This is a genomic window from Ramlibacter sp. MAHUQ-53 (assembly GCF_052600055.1).
This window is the reverse complement of record NZ_JBQWTS010000008.1, coordinates 200,753-217,438: the sequence shown is the minus strand read 5'-3', so window position 1 is coordinate 217,438 and position 16,686 is coordinate 200,753. Positions and strand designations below refer to the sequence as shown.

15 protein-coding genes are annotated in these 16,686 nt (G+C 71.8%); 4 read left to right on the top strand and 11 right to left on the bottom strand.

Translation table 11 applies throughout. The annotated features are described in order from the left end of the window. Nucleotides 1-5 precede the first annotated feature (5 nt). From ACT80S_RS13850 to ACT80S_RS13830, 5 genes are all read right to left on the bottom strand, one after another. Nucleotides 6-2,225, bottom strand: coding sequence for a methyl-accepting chemotaxis protein (locus ACT80S_RS13850; protein WP_377416730.1), 2,220 nt, complete (start codon nucleotides 2,223-2,225; stop codon nucleotides 6-8). 13 nt (nucleotides 2,226-2,238) lie between these two features. Then, nucleotides 2,239-2,808 (bottom strand): chemotaxis protein CheW, encoded by a 570-nt coding sequence (locus ACT80S_RS13845; RefSeq protein ID WP_377416728.1) that lies wholly within the window; start codon nucleotides 2,806-2,808, stop codon nucleotides 2,239-2,241. Nucleotides 2,809-2,818: 10 nt separating this feature from the next. Then, complete coding sequence (locus ACT80S_RS13840; RefSeq protein WP_377416726.1) at nucleotides 2,819-3,184, bottom strand: response regulator; 366 nt, start codon at nucleotides 3,182-3,184, stop codon at nucleotides 2,819-2,821. Continuing rightward, the gene (locus ACT80S_RS13835; RefSeq protein ID WP_377416724.1) at nucleotides 3,184-3,597 is read right to left on the bottom strand and encodes a response regulator; all 414 of its coding nucleotides are present in this window, start codon (nucleotides 3,595-3,597) and stop codon (nucleotides 3,184-3,186) included. Before ACT80S_RS13835 ends, ACT80S_RS13840 begins: the two co-directional genes overlap by 1 nt. A 70-nt stretch (nucleotides 3,598-3,667) precedes the next feature. Next, the gene (locus ACT80S_RS13830) at nucleotides 3,668-3,820 is read right to left on the bottom strand and encodes a rubredoxin (protein WP_276606534.1); all 153 of its coding nucleotides are present in this window, start codon (nucleotides 3,818-3,820) and stop codon (nucleotides 3,668-3,670) included. Nucleotides 3,821-3,934: 114 nt separating this feature from the next. On the opposite strand from ACT80S_RS13830, the gene thiD reads away from it, so the two are divergent. Both thiD and hemL read left to right on the top strand, forming a co-directional pair. Continuing rightward, entirely contained in the window at nucleotides 3,935-4,867 is a 933-nt protein-coding gene (gene thiD, locus ACT80S_RS13825) for a bifunctional hydroxymethylpyrimidine kinase/phosphomethylpyrimidine kinase (protein WP_377416722.1), read from the top strand. After that, entirely contained in the window at nucleotides 4,851-6,161 is a 1,311-nt protein-coding gene (gene hemL, locus ACT80S_RS13820) for a glutamate-1-semialdehyde 2,1-aminomutase (protein WP_377416720.1), read from the top strand. The genes thiD and hemL overlap by 17 nt, the downstream gene beginning before the upstream one ends. Nucleotides 6,162-6,312: 151 nt before the next feature. Here the strand turns inward: hemL and ACT80S_RS13815 are convergent, their stop codons facing one another. Further along, complete coding sequence (locus ACT80S_RS13815; RefSeq protein ID WP_377416718.1) at nucleotides 6,313-7,902, bottom strand: sulfatase family protein; 1,590 nt, start codon at nucleotides 7,900-7,902, stop codon at nucleotides 6,313-6,315. Between the two features lie 11 nt (nucleotides 7,903-7,913). Continuing rightward, the gene (locus tag ACT80S_RS13810; RefSeq protein WP_377416716.1) at nucleotides 7,914-8,891 is read right to left on the bottom strand and encodes a Bug family tripartite tricarboxylate transporter substrate binding protein; all 978 of its coding nucleotides are present in this window, start codon (nucleotides 8,889-8,891) and stop codon (nucleotides 7,914-7,916) included. Nucleotides 8,892-8,986: 95 nt separating this feature from the next. Here ACT80S_RS13810 and ACT80S_RS13805 point away from each other — a divergent pair, with 95 nt between their 5' ends. Further along, nucleotides 8,987-9,901 (top strand): LysR family transcriptional regulator, encoded by a 915-nt coding sequence (locus tag ACT80S_RS13805; protein WP_377416714.1) that lies wholly within the window; start codon nucleotides 8,987-8,989, stop codon nucleotides 9,899-9,901. Nucleotides 9,902-9,975: 74 nt separating this feature from the next. Here ACT80S_RS13805 and purH read toward each other — a convergent pair whose 3' ends face one another. The 3 genes from purH to dusB are packed head-to-tail and all read right to left on the bottom strand — an operon-like array spanning nucleotide 9,976 to nucleotide 12,827. Continuing rightward, complete coding sequence (gene purH, locus ACT80S_RS13800) at nucleotides 9,976-11,550, bottom strand: bifunctional phosphoribosylaminoimidazolecarboxamide formyltransferase/IMP cyclohydrolase (RefSeq protein ID WP_377416712.1); 1,575 nt, start codon at nucleotides 11,548-11,550, stop codon at nucleotides 9,976-9,978. 3 nt (nucleotides 11,551-11,553) lie between these two features. Beyond that, entirely contained in the window at nucleotides 11,554-11,790 is a 237-nt protein-coding gene (locus ACT80S_RS13795; RefSeq protein ID WP_377416710.1) for a Fis family transcriptional regulator, read from the bottom strand. Beyond that, nucleotides 11,787-12,827: a tRNA dihydrouridine synthase DusB gene (dusB, locus tag ACT80S_RS13790; protein ID WP_377416708.1), complete on the bottom strand. Its 1,041-nt coding sequence runs from the start codon at nucleotides 12,825-12,827 to the stop codon at nucleotides 11,787-11,789. The genes ACT80S_RS13795 and dusB overlap by 4 nt, the downstream gene beginning before the upstream one ends. A 96-nt stretch (nucleotides 12,828-12,923) precedes the next feature. Here dusB and ACT80S_RS13785 point away from each other — a divergent pair, with 96 nt between their 5' ends. After that, complete coding sequence (locus ACT80S_RS13785; RefSeq protein WP_377416706.1) at nucleotides 12,924-13,394, top strand: YqaA family protein; 471 nt, start codon at nucleotides 12,924-12,926, stop codon at nucleotides 13,392-13,394. Nucleotides 13,395-13,398: 4 nt separating this feature from the next. Here the strand turns inward: ACT80S_RS13785 and ACT80S_RS13780 are convergent, their stop codons facing one another. Next, nucleotides 13,399-16,686 carry an efflux RND transporter permease subunit gene (locus ACT80S_RS13780; RefSeq protein WP_377416704.1) on the bottom strand — a complete coding sequence of 1,096 codons (3,288 nt, stop codon included), beginning with the start codon at nucleotides 16,684-16,686 and terminating at the stop codon, nucleotides 13,399-13,401.

Here is a 16,686-nt window from a genome sequence, read left to right as displayed (position 1 = left end):
CGGCATCAGGCGATCTTGAAGCGGGCGACCGACTGGCGCAACTCTTCGGCCATGCGCGCCAGCTCGCGCACCTGCTGCGCGGTGGAGCGCGTGCCTTCGCCGGTCTGCTCGGTGACCGCGAAGATGTGCTGGATGCTGCCCGCCACGCTGCTGGCGGATTCGGCCTCATGGGAGGCGGCGGCGGCGATCTGCTCGATCAGCTCGGCGAGGCGGCGCGAGACGTCGTCGATCTGCTGCAGCGCGGCGCCCGCGTTGTCGGACAGCCGCGCGCCCTCGACCACGCCCTGGGTGGAGCGCTCCATGGCGGCCACCGCATCCTGGGTGTCGGTCTGGATGGCCTTGACCAGCGCCGCGATCTGGCGCGTGGCGTCGGCCGAGCGCTCGGCCAGGCGCTGCACCTCCTCGGCCACCACCGAGAAGCCGCGGCCCGCCTCGCCCGAGGCGGCGGCGTGGATGGCGGCGTTCAGCGCCAGCACGTTGGTCTGGTCGGTGATGTCGGAGATCAGCTCGGTGATCTCGCCGATCTCCTGCGAGGACTCGCCCAGGCGCTTGATGCGCTTGGAGGTCTCCTGGATCTGGTCGCGGATCACGTTCATGCCGCCGATGGCGTCCTGCACCGCCTGCAGGCCGGAGGCCGCGGCCTGCAGCGACTGGCGCGCCACCTGCGCCGAGTCCTGGGCCTGGCCCGAGACCTGCTGGATGCGGCCGGCCATCTCCAGCACCGACTGGCCGGTGGCGCGGATCTCGCGCAGCTGCTCGGTCGATGCCGCCAGCAGCTCGGTGGAGGTGGACTCCACCTGGCCGGTGGTCTGGCCGACGCGGCTGGCGGTGTCCTGCACATGGCCCACCAGCTGGCGCAGCTCCTCGACCGTGTAGTTCACCGAGTCGGCGATGGCGCCGGTGATGTCCTCGGTCACGGTGGCCTGCCGGGTGAGGTCACCCTCGGCCACCGACTGCAGCTCGTTCATGAGGCGCAGGATGGCCGCCTGCGTGGCGTCGTTCATGCGCTTGGCTTCCTGCTCCTGCAGCTCGGCCTCCAGGCGCTGCTGCTCGGCGACGACCTGGCGGCGCCGGCTGTCCTGCAGCTGCACGTAGGCCAAGCCCAGCGCGCTCAGGATGGTGGCCGCCGCCGACAGCACCAGGGCCAGCAGCATGCCCGCGCCGAGGCCGGCGCGGTCCGACAGCTTGCCCTGCAGGGCCTCGAGGCCGCGGCGCAGCGGCTCGCTGTCGGCGAGGATGACGGTGTGCGCCTCGCGCGAGGCCACCAGGCCCTGCAGGTTGCCCAGGATGGCGCTGGCCTGGTTGCGGGTCTCGTCGTACAGGCGCAGCAGCGCCTCGAGGCGCTCGCGCACCTGCGGGTCGCGCGCCGCGCCCAGGCGCATCTCGGGGTTGCCGCCGAGCAGGCCCTGCGCGGTCTCGCGGAAGGTGTTGAGGTCCTTGCCCAGGAGGAACACGGCCTCGGGGCTGACGCCCTCGGCGGTGAGGAATTCGTTGGCCGACTTGCCGATGCGCTGCGTGAGCATCACCAGCTGGCCGGCGGCGGAGATCTCGGCCGCCGGTGCGCCCTGCTGCAGCTTGAGGGCGGCGATGGTCTCGGCCACCTCGAGCAGGTCGGACGACTGCCGGTTGATGGTGTGCAGGGCCGCGCCGACCTGCGTCAGCACCTTCTGCTGGCCCATCACCACGCCGGCGGCGCGCTCGGCGCGCTCCACCAGGGGCAGCACGCCGGTGACGTCCGCCTGCAGCGCGCCGGACACGGGCTGCAGCTGCAGGCCGGCATCGCCGGCGAGCAGGCCGCGCACGTTGCGGGCCAGCACGTCGCCGCTTTCCTTGACATCGGGGAAGGCCTGCGGGCTGCCCACCAGGGCCTGCGAGACCGACTTGGCCAGCCGCTGCGACTGCATCAGGGCCTGGCCGGTGCCGGCGACCTGGCGCGCGAGGCGGTCGGCCTGGCGCGTGGCCAGCACGGTGACGGTGGCCAGCACCAGCAGCGAAGCGGCCAGCAGCACGTACAGCAGGCGCTGGTGGCGGGCGACCGGGCGGCGCCCGAGCAGGGGCAGGGCCACCAGCTCGGACTCGGCGACCGGGCCCATCGGGCCGGGGGCGAACACGGTGCGCGCCACGCCGGCGAGCCCGGGCGTCTCCAGCGCCATGGCATCACCCATCGAGGCCACGAAGCGCGGCTTGCGTTTGAGCAGGGCGATCAGGGGATCGAGGACGGACATGGTGGCGGCCTTCTCAGGTGCGGGTGTCGGGGGTGGCGGCGGGGGTGGGGGCGGGGTCCTCGGCGATGTCGAGGAAGGCCGGGTCGCGCGCCAGGGCCTGCAGGTTCAGCTCCTGCCAGGCCTGGCCCTGGGCGTCGGTGTAGCGGCTGCCGAACCAGGCCGGGTCGGACTCGGCGCGGGAGGCGCTGGCGCGGAAGGCGTCGATGCCGCGCAGGCCGGCGAGGCGGTCGATGCGCAGCGCGCAGTTCACCTCCAGGACGGCGCCGAGGGCGACCAGCCGGGCCTGCGTACGGTCGGCGGGCTCGGCCCGCGGCGGCTCGCCCGCGACGAACGCGGCCAGGTCGGCCACGCCCCACAGGCCGCCGCGCAGGTTGGCCACGCCGAGGAACCAGGGGCGGGTGTAGGGCACGGCCTGCGGCGCCTGGAAGGCGCTGATCTCGCCGGCCTGGGCCAGCGGCAGCAGGTAGCGCGCGCCGCCGGCCTCCACGGCCAGCCAGGCGGCCTGCGCGCGGTCGCCGCGCGGGGCCTGGAGGCGGTCGGCCAGCCGGCCCTGGAGTTCGCGCAAGGCTTCGCGGTTCGCCATGGCGCGCCGCTCAGCCCAGCGCCCGGATCTTGGTGACGAGTTCGCGCGCGTCGACCGGCTTGGTGATGTAGTCGCGCGCGCCCTGGCGCATGCCCCAGACCCGGTCGGTCTCCTGGTTCTTGCTGGAGCAGATGATGACCGGCAGGCCCGCGAAGCGCGGGTCACGCGTGATCGTGCGGGTGAGCTGGAAGCCGTTCTGGCCGGGCATCACCACGTCCATCAGGATCAGGTCGGGCCGGGCCTGCTCGATCTGGCGCATCGCCTCCTCAGCGTTCTCGGCGGTACGCACGGTGTAGCCGGCCTTGGCGAGCACCTCGGACAGGTGCATGAGCTCGGTTCGGGAGTCGTCCACGACGAGGACGGTGGAGATGGGCATCAGTGTCCTTTCGGCACGGCGGCGCCGAACTGCAGCACAGTCTGCAGCAGCTGGTCCTTGGTGAAGGGCTTGGTGAGGTAGTCCTGCGAGCCGACCATGCGGCCGCGGGCCTTGTCGAACACGCCGTCCTTGGAGGACAGCATGACCACGGGCGTGGCGGAGAAGCGCGCGTTGCGCTTGATGATGGCGCAGGTCTGGTAGCCGTCCAGCCGCGGCATGAGGATGTCGCAGAAGATCAGGTCGGGCTGCCAGTCGCTGACCTTGGACAGGGCATCGAAGCCGTCCTCGGCCAGCAGGACCTGGTGGCCCCCCTGCTTCAGGAAGATTTCCGCGCTGCGGCGGATGGTGTTGCTGTCATCGATGACCAACACCTTGAGGGCTGGTGGGCCCTCTTCATCGTCTGTCTCGCTCAATTGACGCCGCTCCCTGGTTGGCAACCCGGGCGGGAGCGCGTCGACCGGTCAGGTCAGCGGCGTCCCAGCGTCAGATCTGCACCATCTCGAAGTCTTCTTTGCGGGCGCCGCACTCGGGGCAGGTCCAGTTCATGGGAACGTCGGCCCAGGCGGTCCCGGGGGCGATACCATGGTCAGGCGCGCCAGCAGCTTCGTCGTAGATCCAGCCGCAGATCAGACACATCCAGGTTTTTTCTTCAGTCACAGCTTACGGGGGCTTCCAATAGAATGCAACGATTGTATCTATCGCGCCGCTGGCACCCCCCGATTTGGGCACACGCCTGATGTTCCGAGGCCCATGACCACGCCCAATATTCCCGACTCCGACGAGCCCGAGGCCGGCATCGACGCCGGCCCGCCCTGCGTCATGACCTTCAACGCCAGCGACCCCAGCGGCGCCGGCGGGCTGGCAGCGGACGTCGCCACCATGGCCTCGGTCGGCGCGCATGCGCTGCCGGTGGTCACCGGCGCCTACGCGCGCGACACCGCCGAGATCTTCGACCACTTCGCGTTCGATGAGGAGGCGGTCGCCGAGCAGGCCCGCGCCATCCTCGAGGACGCGCCGGTGCAGGTGATGAAGGTGGGCTTCGTCGGCTCGCCCGAGAACATCAGCACCATCGCCGAGATCGCCGCCGACTACGCCGACGTGCCGCTGATCGCCTACATGCCCAACCTCTCCTGGTGGGACGAGAACCAGATCGACCTGTACCTCGACGCCTTCCGCGAGCTCATGCTGCCGCAAACCACCGTGCTGGTGGGCAACCACAGCACGCTGTGGCGCTGGCTGCTGCCCGACTGGAGCGGCGACAAGAGCCCCGGCGCGCGCGACATCGCCAAGGCCGCGGCCGAGGCCGGCGTGCCCTACACGCTGGTCACCGGCGTGCCGCTGCCCGACCAGTTCATCGACAACGTGCTGGCCACGCCGCAGGCGGTGCTGGCCAGCCAGCGCTTCGAGCGCTTCGAGGCCGTGTTCTCCGGCGCCGGCGAGACGCTGTGCGCGGCGCTGGCGGCCCTGGTGGCCAACGGCACCGACCTGGCCGCCGCCACCACCGAGGCCCTGGGCTACCTGGACGAGGCGCTGGACGCGGGCTTCCGCCCCGGCATGGGCAATGTCATCCCCGACCGCCTGTTCTGGGCGCAGCCCGATGTCGGCGAACCCGAACCCCTGACCGAAGAAGAAGCCAAGGCCCTCCAGGTCCTGGACATGCCTGCCCATGACACCAAGCACTGACCGCAACCAGCAACTGTTCGACCGCGCCCGCGCGCTGATCCCCGGCGGCGTGAACTCGCCCGTACGCGCCTTCCGCGCCGTCGGCGGCACGCCGCGCTTCGTGCAGCGCGCCCAGGGCGCGCATTTCTGGGATGCCAACGGCACCCGCTACATCGACTACATCGGCTCCTGGGGCCCGATGATCCTGGGCCACGGCCACCCCGCGGTGGTCGAGGCGGTGCAGAAGGCGGCGCTCGACGGCTTCTCCTTCGGCGCGCCCACCGAGCGCGAGGTCGACCTCGCGCAGGCCATCATCGACCTCGTGCCCTCGATCGAGATGGTGCGCCTCGTGAGCTCCGGCACCGAGGCCGCCATGAGCGCGCTGCGCCTGGCGCGCGGCGCCACCGGCCGCAAGCGCATCATCAAGTTCGAGGGCTGCTACCACGGCCATGCCGATGCCCTGCTGGTCAAGGCCGGCTCGGGCCTGGCCACCTTCGGCAACCCCACCAGCGCCGGCGTGCCGGAGGAAGTGGCGCAGCACACCGTCGTGCTGGAGTACAACAACCTGGCCCAGCTCGAGGAGGCCTTCGCCCTGTACGGCGCGGAGATCGCCTGCCTGATGATCGAGCCGATCGCCGGCAACATGAACTTCGTGCGCGCCAGCGTGCCCTTCATGACCCGCTGCCGCGAGCTGTGCTCGCAGCACGGCGCGCTGCTGGTGTTCGACGAGGTGATGACGGGCTTTCGCGTCGCCCTGGGCGGCGCGCAGGGCATCTACGCGAAGCTGATCCCCGGCTTCAAGCCGGACCTCACCGTCATGGGCAAGGTGATCGGCGGCGGCATGCCGCTGGCGGCCTTCGGCGGCCCGCGCGCGATCATGGAGCAGCTCGCCCCGCTGGGCCCGGTCTACCAGGCCGGCACGCTCTCGGGCAACCCGGTGGCCACCGCCTGCGGCCTGGCCACGCTGGCCGAGATCTCGAAGCCCGGCTACTTCGACGCCCTGGCCGCGCGCACCCGCAGCCTGGTCGACGGCCTGAAGGCCGCCGCCGCCGCGGAGGGCGTGCCGTTCGCGGCCGACTGCGAGGGCGGCATGTTCGGCTTCTTCCTGCTGCCGCAGCTGCCGCAGGACTACAAGACGGTGATGACCAGCGACGGCGCGAAGTTCAACACCCTGTTCCACGGCCTGCTCGATCGCGGCGTGTACATCGCCCCGGCGCTGTACGAGGCCGGCTTCGTGAGCTCGGCGCACAGCGACGAGGACATCGCCATGACGATCGCCGCCGCGCGGGAGTCGTTCCGGCTGCTGGCCGGGTGACCCGCCACACGCCCGCGACGAACCGGCGCCCCCGATGAACGAGCCCGCTTGCCGCGGGCTTTTTCATTCCCGGTTCAGCCAGGCGATCTGCCGGTCCTGCGCCGGCGCCAGCAGGACCCAGGACCCGCGCGCGGAAGGAGCGCCGCGCCGCTCAGGCCAGGCTGGTGGGGCGCGGGCAGCGGTCGGCGTGGTGCACCAGGGTGCGTGCCAGCTCCTCCACCAGCGACTGGCGCAGCGCGCGCGCCTCGGGCGCATCCCAGAGGTTGTGCTGCTCCAGCGGGTCGTCGACGAGGTCGTAAAGCTCGCCCCAGTCCCCCTCGTGGTACAGGCTCAGGCGGTGGCGCTGCGTGACCAGTGTGCGCACCTGCACCGGCGTCTCGAAGCCCACGTAGGCGCGCTGCTGCGCCTCCTCGATCAACACCCCGCTGCGGCCCGACGCCAGCGCCTTGCCCGCTTCGTCGAACAGCGCCACACCCTGCACGCCATTGGGCGGCGCGATGCCCGCGCGGCGCAGGATCGTCGGGCCCAGGTCCATGCTGCTGGCGAGGTCGGCACGGACCTCGGGCGCCCCGCCCTGCGGCTCCTTCCAGATGAACGGGACGCGCACCAGCCCCTGGTAGTGGAGCGGCCCCTTGAGCATGATGCCGTGGTCCCCCATCAGGTCGCCGTGGTCCGAGGTGAAGACCACCACCGTGTCCCGGTCCAGGCCGAGATCGCGCAGCGTGTCGAGGACCCGGCCGATGCGGTCGTCGATGTTGGTGATCATCCCGTAGGTCAGGGCGATGATCTCGCGGATCTCGCGCTCGTTCGCCGCGAACATGCGCGGCGAGTCCAGCCGGGCCCGCCCGCTCGCGCGCTCCTGCCGCAGCCACTCGACATGCCGCGCCGACGCCGCAGGCGAAACCGCGGTCCCGGGCACCTCGATCGTGTCGGGGTCGTACATGTCCCAGTAACGCCCGGGCGGTGTCCAGGGATGGTGCGGGTCGGGGAAGGAGCACACCATCGCGAAGGGCTGGTCGGCGCTGTCGCGCGCGTGCCGCTGCAGCCAGCCCATGGCCTGCTCGGCGACGTAGTGCGTGGGGTACTGGAATTCGTCGAGGCGCGTGTGCCAGGCCTGCGGCGCGACGAAGCGCGGGTCGGGCCGGCCGTGCGCGCGGCCGATGCGGCCCGCCACCCCGGGGTGCTCCGCGGCGAGCCAGCGCAGGTAGTCGCCGAAGCACTCGTCGGCATGGTGGTTGCACAGGACCACGTCCTGGAACCCGTAATACGGCAGGCGCAGGCGGTGCGCGGGGTCATCCCAGCTCGAACGCAGCTCCTGGCGGTAAGCCGGGTCGGCCAGGTCGATGCGCCGGGCCTCGGGGTGCCGCGCCGACACGCGCAACTGCGACGGCGGCGCGGGCGGCAGCGCCGGCGGGACATCCTCCATGTTCTGGAAGTGGGCCTTGCCGACCAGCGCGGTGCGGTAGCCGAACTCCGAGAGCACGTCGGCGAAGGTCACCGCGTCCAGCGGCAGTGGCGTGCCGTTGCCGCGCGCCCCGTTCACCGAGGGCATGCGCCCGGTGAGGATGGCCGCGCGATTGGGCATGCACACCGGGTTGGCGACGTAGGTGCGGTCGAAGCGCGAGCCGGCCGCGGCCAGGGCGTCGATGCGCGGCGTGCGCACGATGCGGTTGCCGTAGCAGCCGAGGTGGTCCGCACGGTGCTGGTCGGTGAGGAAGACCAGGAAGTTGGGGGCGCGCATGCGGCCGGCCCTCACTCGGGACGGACCTTGCCGGCCTTGAGCAGGCCGGCCCAGCGCGCCTCGTCGGCGCGGATGCGCGCCTGCGTCGCGGCGGCATCGCGATCGACCAGTTCCACGCCCTGCGTCTCGAAGGCCTGGCGCACCTGCGGGTCCTCCATGGCGGCGCGCAGTGCGGCGTCGAGCCGGGCACGCACGCTGGCCGGGGTCGCGGCGGGCGCGGCCAGCGCCCACCACACGTCGGTCTCGTCGCCCAGGCCGGCGATGCCCAGCTCCGCGAACGTCGGCACCTGCGGCAGGCGTGGCGAGCGGCGCCGGCCGGTGACGGCCAGCGGCACGAACTTCGGGTCCTGCGCGTGCTGAGAGGCCACCGGCATGCCGACGAACATCAGGTCCAGCCGGCCGCCGATGAAGTCGCCCATCGCCGGGCCGGCGCCGCGGTACGGGACGTGCAGGAGCTCGGTCCCGGTGGCGGTCTCGAACAGGGCGCCCACCAGGTGCGAGGGCGTGCCGTTGCCGGCGGAGCCGTAGCTCACCTTGCCGGGGCGGGCGCGCACCGCCCGCAGCAGCGAGGGCATGTCGGTGATGCCGGCCGAGCGCTGCGCCAGCAGCACGTTGCTCTGGCCCGCCACGGTGCGGACGACGGCGAGGTCACGCTGCGTCGAGTAGCCGGCGGCGGGCAGCAGCTGGGGCAGCAGGGTCAGCTGGCCGTCTCCCGCGAACAGGAGGGTGTAGCCGTCGGCGTCGGCCTTGGCGGTGGCCTGCGCCGCCAGGGCGCCGGCCGCCCCGGCGCGGTTGTCCACCACCACGCTCTGGCCCAGGGCCTTGCCCAGGGCAACGGCGACGACGCGCGCCAGGAGGTCGGTGGGGCCGCCCGGTGCGAACCCGACCAGCAGGCGCACGGGGCGCGAGGGGTAGTCCTGGGCCCAGGTCGAGGCAGGCACGGCCAGCAGCGAGGCAGCGCCAAGGAGGTGACGGCGGCGGAGGGTCATGGGCGGGCGGGCAGCGGTAGTGGCGAATCCGGCGATTGTTCGCGCACCGCGCCGCGGCCACAAGGCGGCCGACCGCCAACTCATAATCCAGACTTATGAATTTGGGACAACTGAGTCTCCTGCGCCTGGTCGTCGACACCGGCAGCTTCACCGCGGCCGCGCGGCAGGCGGGCATCTCCCAGCCGGCTGTGTCGCAGGCGATGGCGTCGCTGGCGCGCCAGGTGGGCGAGCCGCTGTTCGTGCGCAGTGGCCGGCAGGCCCGGCCGACGGTGCGGGCGCTGTCACTCGCGCGCGCCGCGGTGCCGATGGACGAAGCCCGGGCGCAGGCCGTCGAGGCGGTGCACGCCGCGCAGCGAGGCGATGCCGGGCGCCGGCGCCAGGTGCTTCGGGTCGGGCTGGCGCCGGCTGCGGGCCTGGTCTATGGGCCGACCATGGTCGAGGCCGTGCACGCGGCCCGGCCGCGGCCCCTCCTGAGCATCTCGACCGGCCCTGCGCCCGGGATGCTGGCCCAGCTGCTGCGCGGCGAGCTCGACCTGGTGATCGCGCCGCGGCCGCGCGGCCTCCAGGACCCGCGGCTGCGGCACCAGGTGATGTACACCAGCCACCCGACCATCTACGCCCGCGAGGGCAACCCGCTGGCGCGGGCCACCACGCTGCGCGCGATCGCCCGCGCCGAGTGGGCGGTGGCCGGCTCGGCGGGCACGCCGGGCAACGTGGTGGAGGAGGCCTTCCGCGTGCGACGCTGGCGCCCCCCGCGCATCGCGGTGCAGTGCGCGGACTACGCGATGCTGCTGAAGATCGTGAGCGCCAGCGACCTGCTGGGGGTGGTCTCGCACCCCGGCCTAGTCCCCGCGCCCCATCGCCAGGGGCTGGTCCCGGTGCGGGTCACCGAGGGCCTGCCGCATTACGAGGTCTGCCTGTTCTGGCAGGACGAGGCCCTGCACCCGTGGCCGGCGGGCATGGGGCGGGTGCTGGCTGCGCTGGGGGCCGGAGAGTCGGCGCGCCCATGAAAAAGGCCCCGGCATGCGCCGGGGCCTGGCGGACCAGCGAGGCCTTCAGGCCCGCTGGTACGGCGTGCACGTGCTCAGTGGCGGAAGTGACGCACGCCCGAGAACACCATCACCACGCCGCGCTCGTCAGCGGCGTCGATGACCTCCTGGTCACGCATGCTGCCACCCGGCTGGATGACGCAGGTCGCGCCCGCGTCCACCACCACGTCGAGGCCGTCGCGGAACGGGAAGAAGGCGTCGCTGGCCACGGCCGTGCCCTCGAGCGTGAGGTTGGCGTGCTGGGCCTTGATGCTGGCGATGCGGGCCGAGTCCAGGCGCGACATCTGGCCGGCGCCCACGCCCATGGTCATGCCGCCCTTGCAGAAGACGATGGCGTTGGACTTCACGTACTTGGCCACCTTCCACGCGAACAGCAGGTCCTGCAGCTGCTCGGGGGTGGGCTGCTTCTTGGTCACGACCTTCAGGTCGGACAGCTGCAGCTCGTGGTTGTCGGCGGTCTGCATCAGCAGGCCCGAGCCGATGCGCTTGACGTCCATGAAGTTCTGGCCCTTGTCCCAGGGCGTGGCGCCGCCCGGGGGCAGCGCGATCTTCATCAGGCGCACATTTACCTTGGACTTGAACACCTCCAGGGCCTCGGGCGTGAAGTCGGTGGCGATCAGCACCTCGACGAACTGCTTGCTCACGGCCTGGGCGGCCTGGCCATCGAGCGGGCGGTTGAAGGCGATGATGCCGCCGAAGGCGGAAGTGGGGTCGGTCTTGAAGGCCTTGTCGTAGGCCTCGAAGGCATTGGCGCCCACGGCCACGCCGCAGGGGTTGGCGTGCTTGACGATGACGCAGGCCGGCGCGTCGAAGCTCTTGACGCATTCCCAGGCGGCATCGGCGTCGGCGATGTTGTTGTACGAAAGCTCCTTGCCTTGCAGCTGCACGCCGGTCACCAGCGAGCCGGGGGCCGGGTACAGGTCGCGGTAGTAGGCGGCCTGCTGGTGCGGGTTCTCGCCGTAACGCAGGTCCTGCAGCTTGACGAAGCGGCCGTTGCTCTGGGCCGGGAACATCGAGCGGGTGCCGTCGTCCAGCAGGCTGGAGAGGTAGTCGCTGATCGCGGCGTCGTAGTTGGAGATGCGGTTGAAGGCAGCGACCGACAGCGCGAAGCGGGTCTTGTCGGACAGCTTGCCGCCGTTGGCCTTGAGTTCTTCCACCACGCCGGCGTACTGCGAGGCGTCGGTCAGCACCGCCACGTCCTTCCAGTTCTTGGCGGCGCTGCGCACCATGGCCGGGCCGCCGATGTCGATGTTCTCGATCGCGTCTTCCAGCGTGCAGCCGGCCTTGGCCACGGTGGCCTCGAAGGGGTACAGGTTCACCACCAGCAGGTCGATGGTGTCGATGCCGTGGGCGGCCAGGGCGGCCATGTGCTCGGGCACGTCACGGCGGGCCAGCAGGCCGCCATGCACCTTGGGGTGCAGGGTCTTGACGCGGCCGTCCAGCATCTCGGGGAAGCCGGTGACCTGGGCCACCTCCTTCACGGGCAGGCCCTCGTCCTGCAGCAGCTTGGCGGTGCCGCCGGTGGAAATCAGGCCCACGCCCAGCGCGTGCAGGGCGCGCGCGAGGTCGACGATGCCGGTCTTGTCGGAAACGGAGATGAGTGCGTTCATTCTTTATTTCAGGAGCTTGTGCTCCACGAGTTTCTTGCGAAGGGTGTTGCGATTGAGGCCCAGCCAGTCGGCCGCGCGCGACTGGTTCTGGTCGGCCTTGGCCATGACCACCTCCAGCAGGGGTTTTTCCACCACCTTGACCAGCATCTCGTACATGCCGTCGGGTTCGGTTCCACGCAGGTCGCGGAAGTAGCCCTCCAGGCTGGTCCTCACGCATTCCTCGATGTGTTTCTTGCTCACGCGTCCTCCACGCTGGTGTGGGCTTGTCGTTGTGTGTTGACGGCAGGCAGGCGGTCGGTCGACGCACCGAGTTCGTCGAAGTAGTCCGCCACGGCCTGCCACTGCGCCTGGCTGTCTTCCAGCACGAGCATCCGCTCGCGGAACGCCTCGCCGCCCGGCAGGCCGCGCACGTACCAGCCGATGTGCTTGCGCGCGCTGCGCACGCCGGTGAATTCGCCGTACAGCGCGTAGTGGTCTTGCAGGTGCGCCAGCAGCAGGCGCCGCACCTCGGCCACCAGGGGCGGGGCGAGGTGGGTGCCGGTGGCCAGGAAGTGGCCGACCTCGCGGAAGATCCACGGGCGGCCCTGGGCGGCGCGGCCGATCATGAGGGCGTCGGCCCCGGTGCGGGCCAGCACCTCGCGCGCCTTCTCGGGCGAGTCGATGTCCCCATTGGCCACCACCGGCACCTTCACCGCGGCCTTCACCGCGGCGATGGTGTCGTACTCGGCCTGCCCCTTGTAGCCCTGCTCGCGCGTGCGCCCGTGCACCGTGAGCATCTGCACGCCCTCGGCCTCGAAGGCGCGCGCCAGGGTGACGGCGTTGCGCTGCGCGTCGCACCAGCCGGTACGCATCTTGAGCGTGACGGGCACGCCATGCGGCTCGCAGGCCTGCACCACGGCGCGGGCGATGGACACGGCCAGGGCCTCGTCCTGCATCAGCGCCGAGCCGGCCCACTTGTTGCACACCTTCTTGGCGGGGCAACCCATGTTGATGTCGATGATCTGCGCGCCGCGCTGCACGTTGTAGGCAGCGGCCTCGGCCATCATCGGCGCGTCGGTCCCGGCGATCTGCACCGCGATCGGGCCCGGCTCGCCGGTGTGGTCGGCGCGGCGCGAGGTCTTGAGGCTGTTCCACAGGTCCTTGCGCGAGGTGACCATCTCGCTCACCGCGTACCCCGCCCCGAACTGGCGGCACAACTGCCGGAAGGGCCGGTCGGTCACGCCGGCCATCGGCGCCGCGAACAGGTTGTTCGCCAGGACATGCGGGCCGATGTTCATGGGGGAGGCGGGGAGCGTCGTTGCTGAAAAATGAGGCACGATTGTAGTGGGTCCGGGCCGGGGGGTGCGGCGGCCGGATCCCTATACTCGTGCGCGATGGATGCGTGGTTCCAATCCCTGCTCGCGCTGCTCGCCCTGCCGGAGTTCAGCCTGGGCACGCTGTTCGTCGTCGCCTTCGTCTCGGCGACCCTGCTGCCCATGGGGTCCGAGCCGGTGCTGTTCGGGCTCCTCAGGCTGAACCCGGACCTGTTCTGGCCAGCCATCCTGGTGGCCACCGCCGGCAACACCCTGGGCGGCATGCTGGACTGGTGGATGGGCTACGAGGCCCACCAGGTCCTGGACAAGTGGAAGCACTCCAAGGTGCACGTGCGCGCGCTCGACTGGCTCGAGCGCCTCGGCCCCAAGGCCTGCCTGCTCTCCTGGCTGCCCGCGGTGGGCGACCCGCTGTGCGCCGTGGCCGGCTGGCTGCGCATGCCCTTCTGGCCCTGCGTCGGGTACATGCTGGTGGGCAAGTTCCTGCGCTACGTCGTCATGACCGTCGCCCTGCTGCACCTCTTCCCGGTCTGAGGCCTCACGGCGCGGGCGCGCCGGTGATGGCATCCAGGCGGTGGCGCCAGGCCATGTAGTACAGGATCGGGATCACCACCAGCGTCAGCACCGTCGACACCAGGATGCCGAAGATCAGCGAGATCGCCAGGCCGTTGAAGATCGGGTCGTCCAGGATGAAGAAGGCGCCGAGCATGGCGGCCAGGCCGGTGAGGACGATGGGCTGCGCGCGGGTGACGGCCGACTGCACGATGGCTGCCTCCAGCGGCACGCCGGCGCGCACCTGCAGGTTGATGAAGTCCACCAGCAGGATGGAGTTGCGCACGATGATGCCGGCCAGCGCGATCATGCCGATCATGCTGGTGGCGGTGAACTGCGCCCCGAGCAGGGCGTGGCCCGGCATGACGCCGATGATCGTCAGCGGGATCGGCGCCATGATCACCAGCGGCGTGAGATAGCTGCCGAACTGCGCCACCACCAGCAGGTAGATCAGCACCAGGCCCACCGCGTAGGCCGCGCCCATGTCGCGGAAGGTCTCGTAGGTCACCTGCCACTCGCCGTCCCACTTGATCGCGTAGTCGCGCAGGGTGTCCTCGGGCTGGCGGATGAAGGCCTCCTGCAGCGTGCCGCCGCCGGGCGTGGGCAGGGCGAGCAGCTGCGGCCGCATGGCGAACATGCCGTACAGGGGACTGTCCAGGCGGCCGGCCATGTCGCCCACCACGTAGTTGACCGGCAGCAGGTCCTTGTGGAAGACGGGCTGCTCGCGCAGCGTGTCGGTCACCGTGACCAGCTCGCGCACCGGCACCAGCCGGCCGCTGGCGCCGCGCACGGCCAGGGCCAGCAGCGCGTCGAGGTCGCCATGGCGCTCGGCGGGCAGCTGCAGCAGTGCCGGCGCCGGGTACTTCGACTGGTCGTGCAGCCAGGCCGCGGCCTCGCCCGCCAGGCCGGCGCGCAGCGTGGCCACGATGTCGGCCTGGCTCACGCCCAGGCTGGCGGCCTTGCGGCGGTCCACCAGCAGCAGGGTGCGCGGGGCGTCGGCGATGCTGCTGTCGTCCACGTCGACCACGCCCTCGTGACGCTCGAACACGGCGCGCACTGCGCGCGCCACCGCGCGGCGGCCCTCGGCCTCGGGGCCGTAGACCTCGGCCACCAGGGGCGCGAGGACCGGCGGGCCGGGCGGCACCTCCACCACCTTCACGTTGGCGCCGAAGCGCCGGCCGATGGCCTGCAGCTGCGGGCGCACGCGGGTGGCGATGGCATGGCTCTGGGCCTTGCGGTCCGCCTTGTCCACCAGGTTCACCTGCAGCTCGCCCTGCTCGCTGCCGGCGCGCAGGTAGTACTGGCGCACCAGGCCGTTGAAGTTGATCGGCGCGGCGGTGCCGGCGTAGGCCTGGTAATCGGTGACCTCGGGCACCGTGGCCAGGTGGCGGCCCAGCGCCTGGAGCACGGCGGCGGTCTGCTCCAGCGGGGTGCCGGCGGGCAGGTCCACCACCACCTGGAACTCCGACTTGTTGTCGAAGGGCAGCATCTTCAGCAGCACCAGGCCGGTGGCCGGCAGCAGCAGCGAGAGCGCGATCAGCCCGGCCACGCCCAGCCCCAGCAGGCGGCGGCTGCGTGCGCCGGTGCGCGGGTCCAGCAGCGGGCGGAAGACGCGCCCGGCCAGCGGGGCGAGGCGCGCAGCCAGGCCGCCGTGTGCGCCGTGTGCGCCGTCATGGCCAGGTCCGCCATGGCCCGCCGCCGCCCCGCCGGCACGGCCCTCCCCGGCCGGCACCGCCTTCATCCACAGGCGCGCCAGCCAGGGCGTGACGACGAAGGCGATGGCCAGCGACAGCAGCATGCCGAGGCTGGCGTTGATCGGGATCGGGCTCATGTACGGCCCCATCAGCCCCGAGACGAAGGCCATCGGCAGCAGCGCCGCGATCACGGTCAGCGTCGCCAGGATGGTGGGGCCGCCGACCTCGTCCACCGCCGCAGGGATGATCGCGGTGAGCGGGCGGCCCGGGTGCAGCTGCTGGTGCCGGTGGATGTTCTCCACCACCACGATGGCGTCGTCCACGAGGATGCCGATGGAGAAGATCAGCGCGAACAGCGACACCCGGTTCAGGGTGAAGCCCCAGGCCCAGGAGGCGAACAGGGTCACGGTGAGCGTCAGCACCACCGCCGTGCCGACGATGGCCGCCTCGCGCCGCCCCAGGGCGATGAAGACCAGGGCCACCACCGAGGCGGTGGCGAACATGAGCTTCTGGATCAGCTTTTGCGCCTTGTCGTCGGCGGTGGCGCCATAGTTGCGGACCTGGGCCACCTGCACCTCGGCCGGGATGACGGTGTTGCGCAGGAGGTCCACGCGGCGCATCACCGCGTCGGCCACGTCGATGGCGTTCTCCCCGGGCTTCTTCGTCACGGCGATCGTCACCGCCGGCGACTCGGTGGCCGGGCGGCCGTCGCGCGCCGCGGTGCCGTGCCAGGCGTAGCGTGCGGCCGGCGGCGCGCCGTCGCGCACCGAGGCCACCTCGCGCAGGAAGACCGGCTTGCCGCCACGCGCGGCGACCACCAGGTCGGCGACTTCCGCGGCGCTGGCCAGGAAGGGGCCGGCTTCCACCGCGACGGCGCGGTTGCCCGCGACCAGCTCGCCCACCGGCAGCCCCTGGTTGGCGGACTGCAGCGCGCCGCGCAGGTCGGCCACGGTGACGCCGGCGCCGGCCATGCGTGCCGGGTCGATCTCCACGAGCACCGCGCGGCCCGGGCCGCCGAGGGTGGTGACCTCGCGCGTGCCGGGCACGCGCTTGATCTCGGCTTCCACCGCGTGGGCGACCCGCTCCAGGTCGAAGGGGGTGGCGTTGGCCGCATGCAGGGTCAGGGCAACGATGGGCACGTCGTCGATGCCCTTGGGCTTGACCAGGGGCTCGCCCACGCCCAGGCCGCGCGGCAGCCAGTCGGCATGGGCGCGCAGGGTGTCGTGCAGGCGCACCAGCGCCTCGGTGCGCGGCACGCCCACCTTGAACTGCACGGTCAGCACCGCCAGGCCGGGGCGCGAGACCGACATCACGTGCTCGATGCCCGAGATCTGCGCCAGCACCTGCTCGGCGGGCCCGGCCACCATCTGCTCCACGTCCTTCACGCCGGCGCCGGGGAAGGGAATGAGCACGTTGGCCATGGTCACGTTGATCTGCGGCTCCTCCTCCCGGGGCGTGACCGCCACCGCGAAGACCCCGAGCAGCAGCGCCACCAGGGCCAGCAGCGGCGTGATCCGCGCCGCCTGGAAGAAGGCGGCGATGCGGCCGGAGAGGCCCATGCGGGTGTCGTTCCTGTCCAT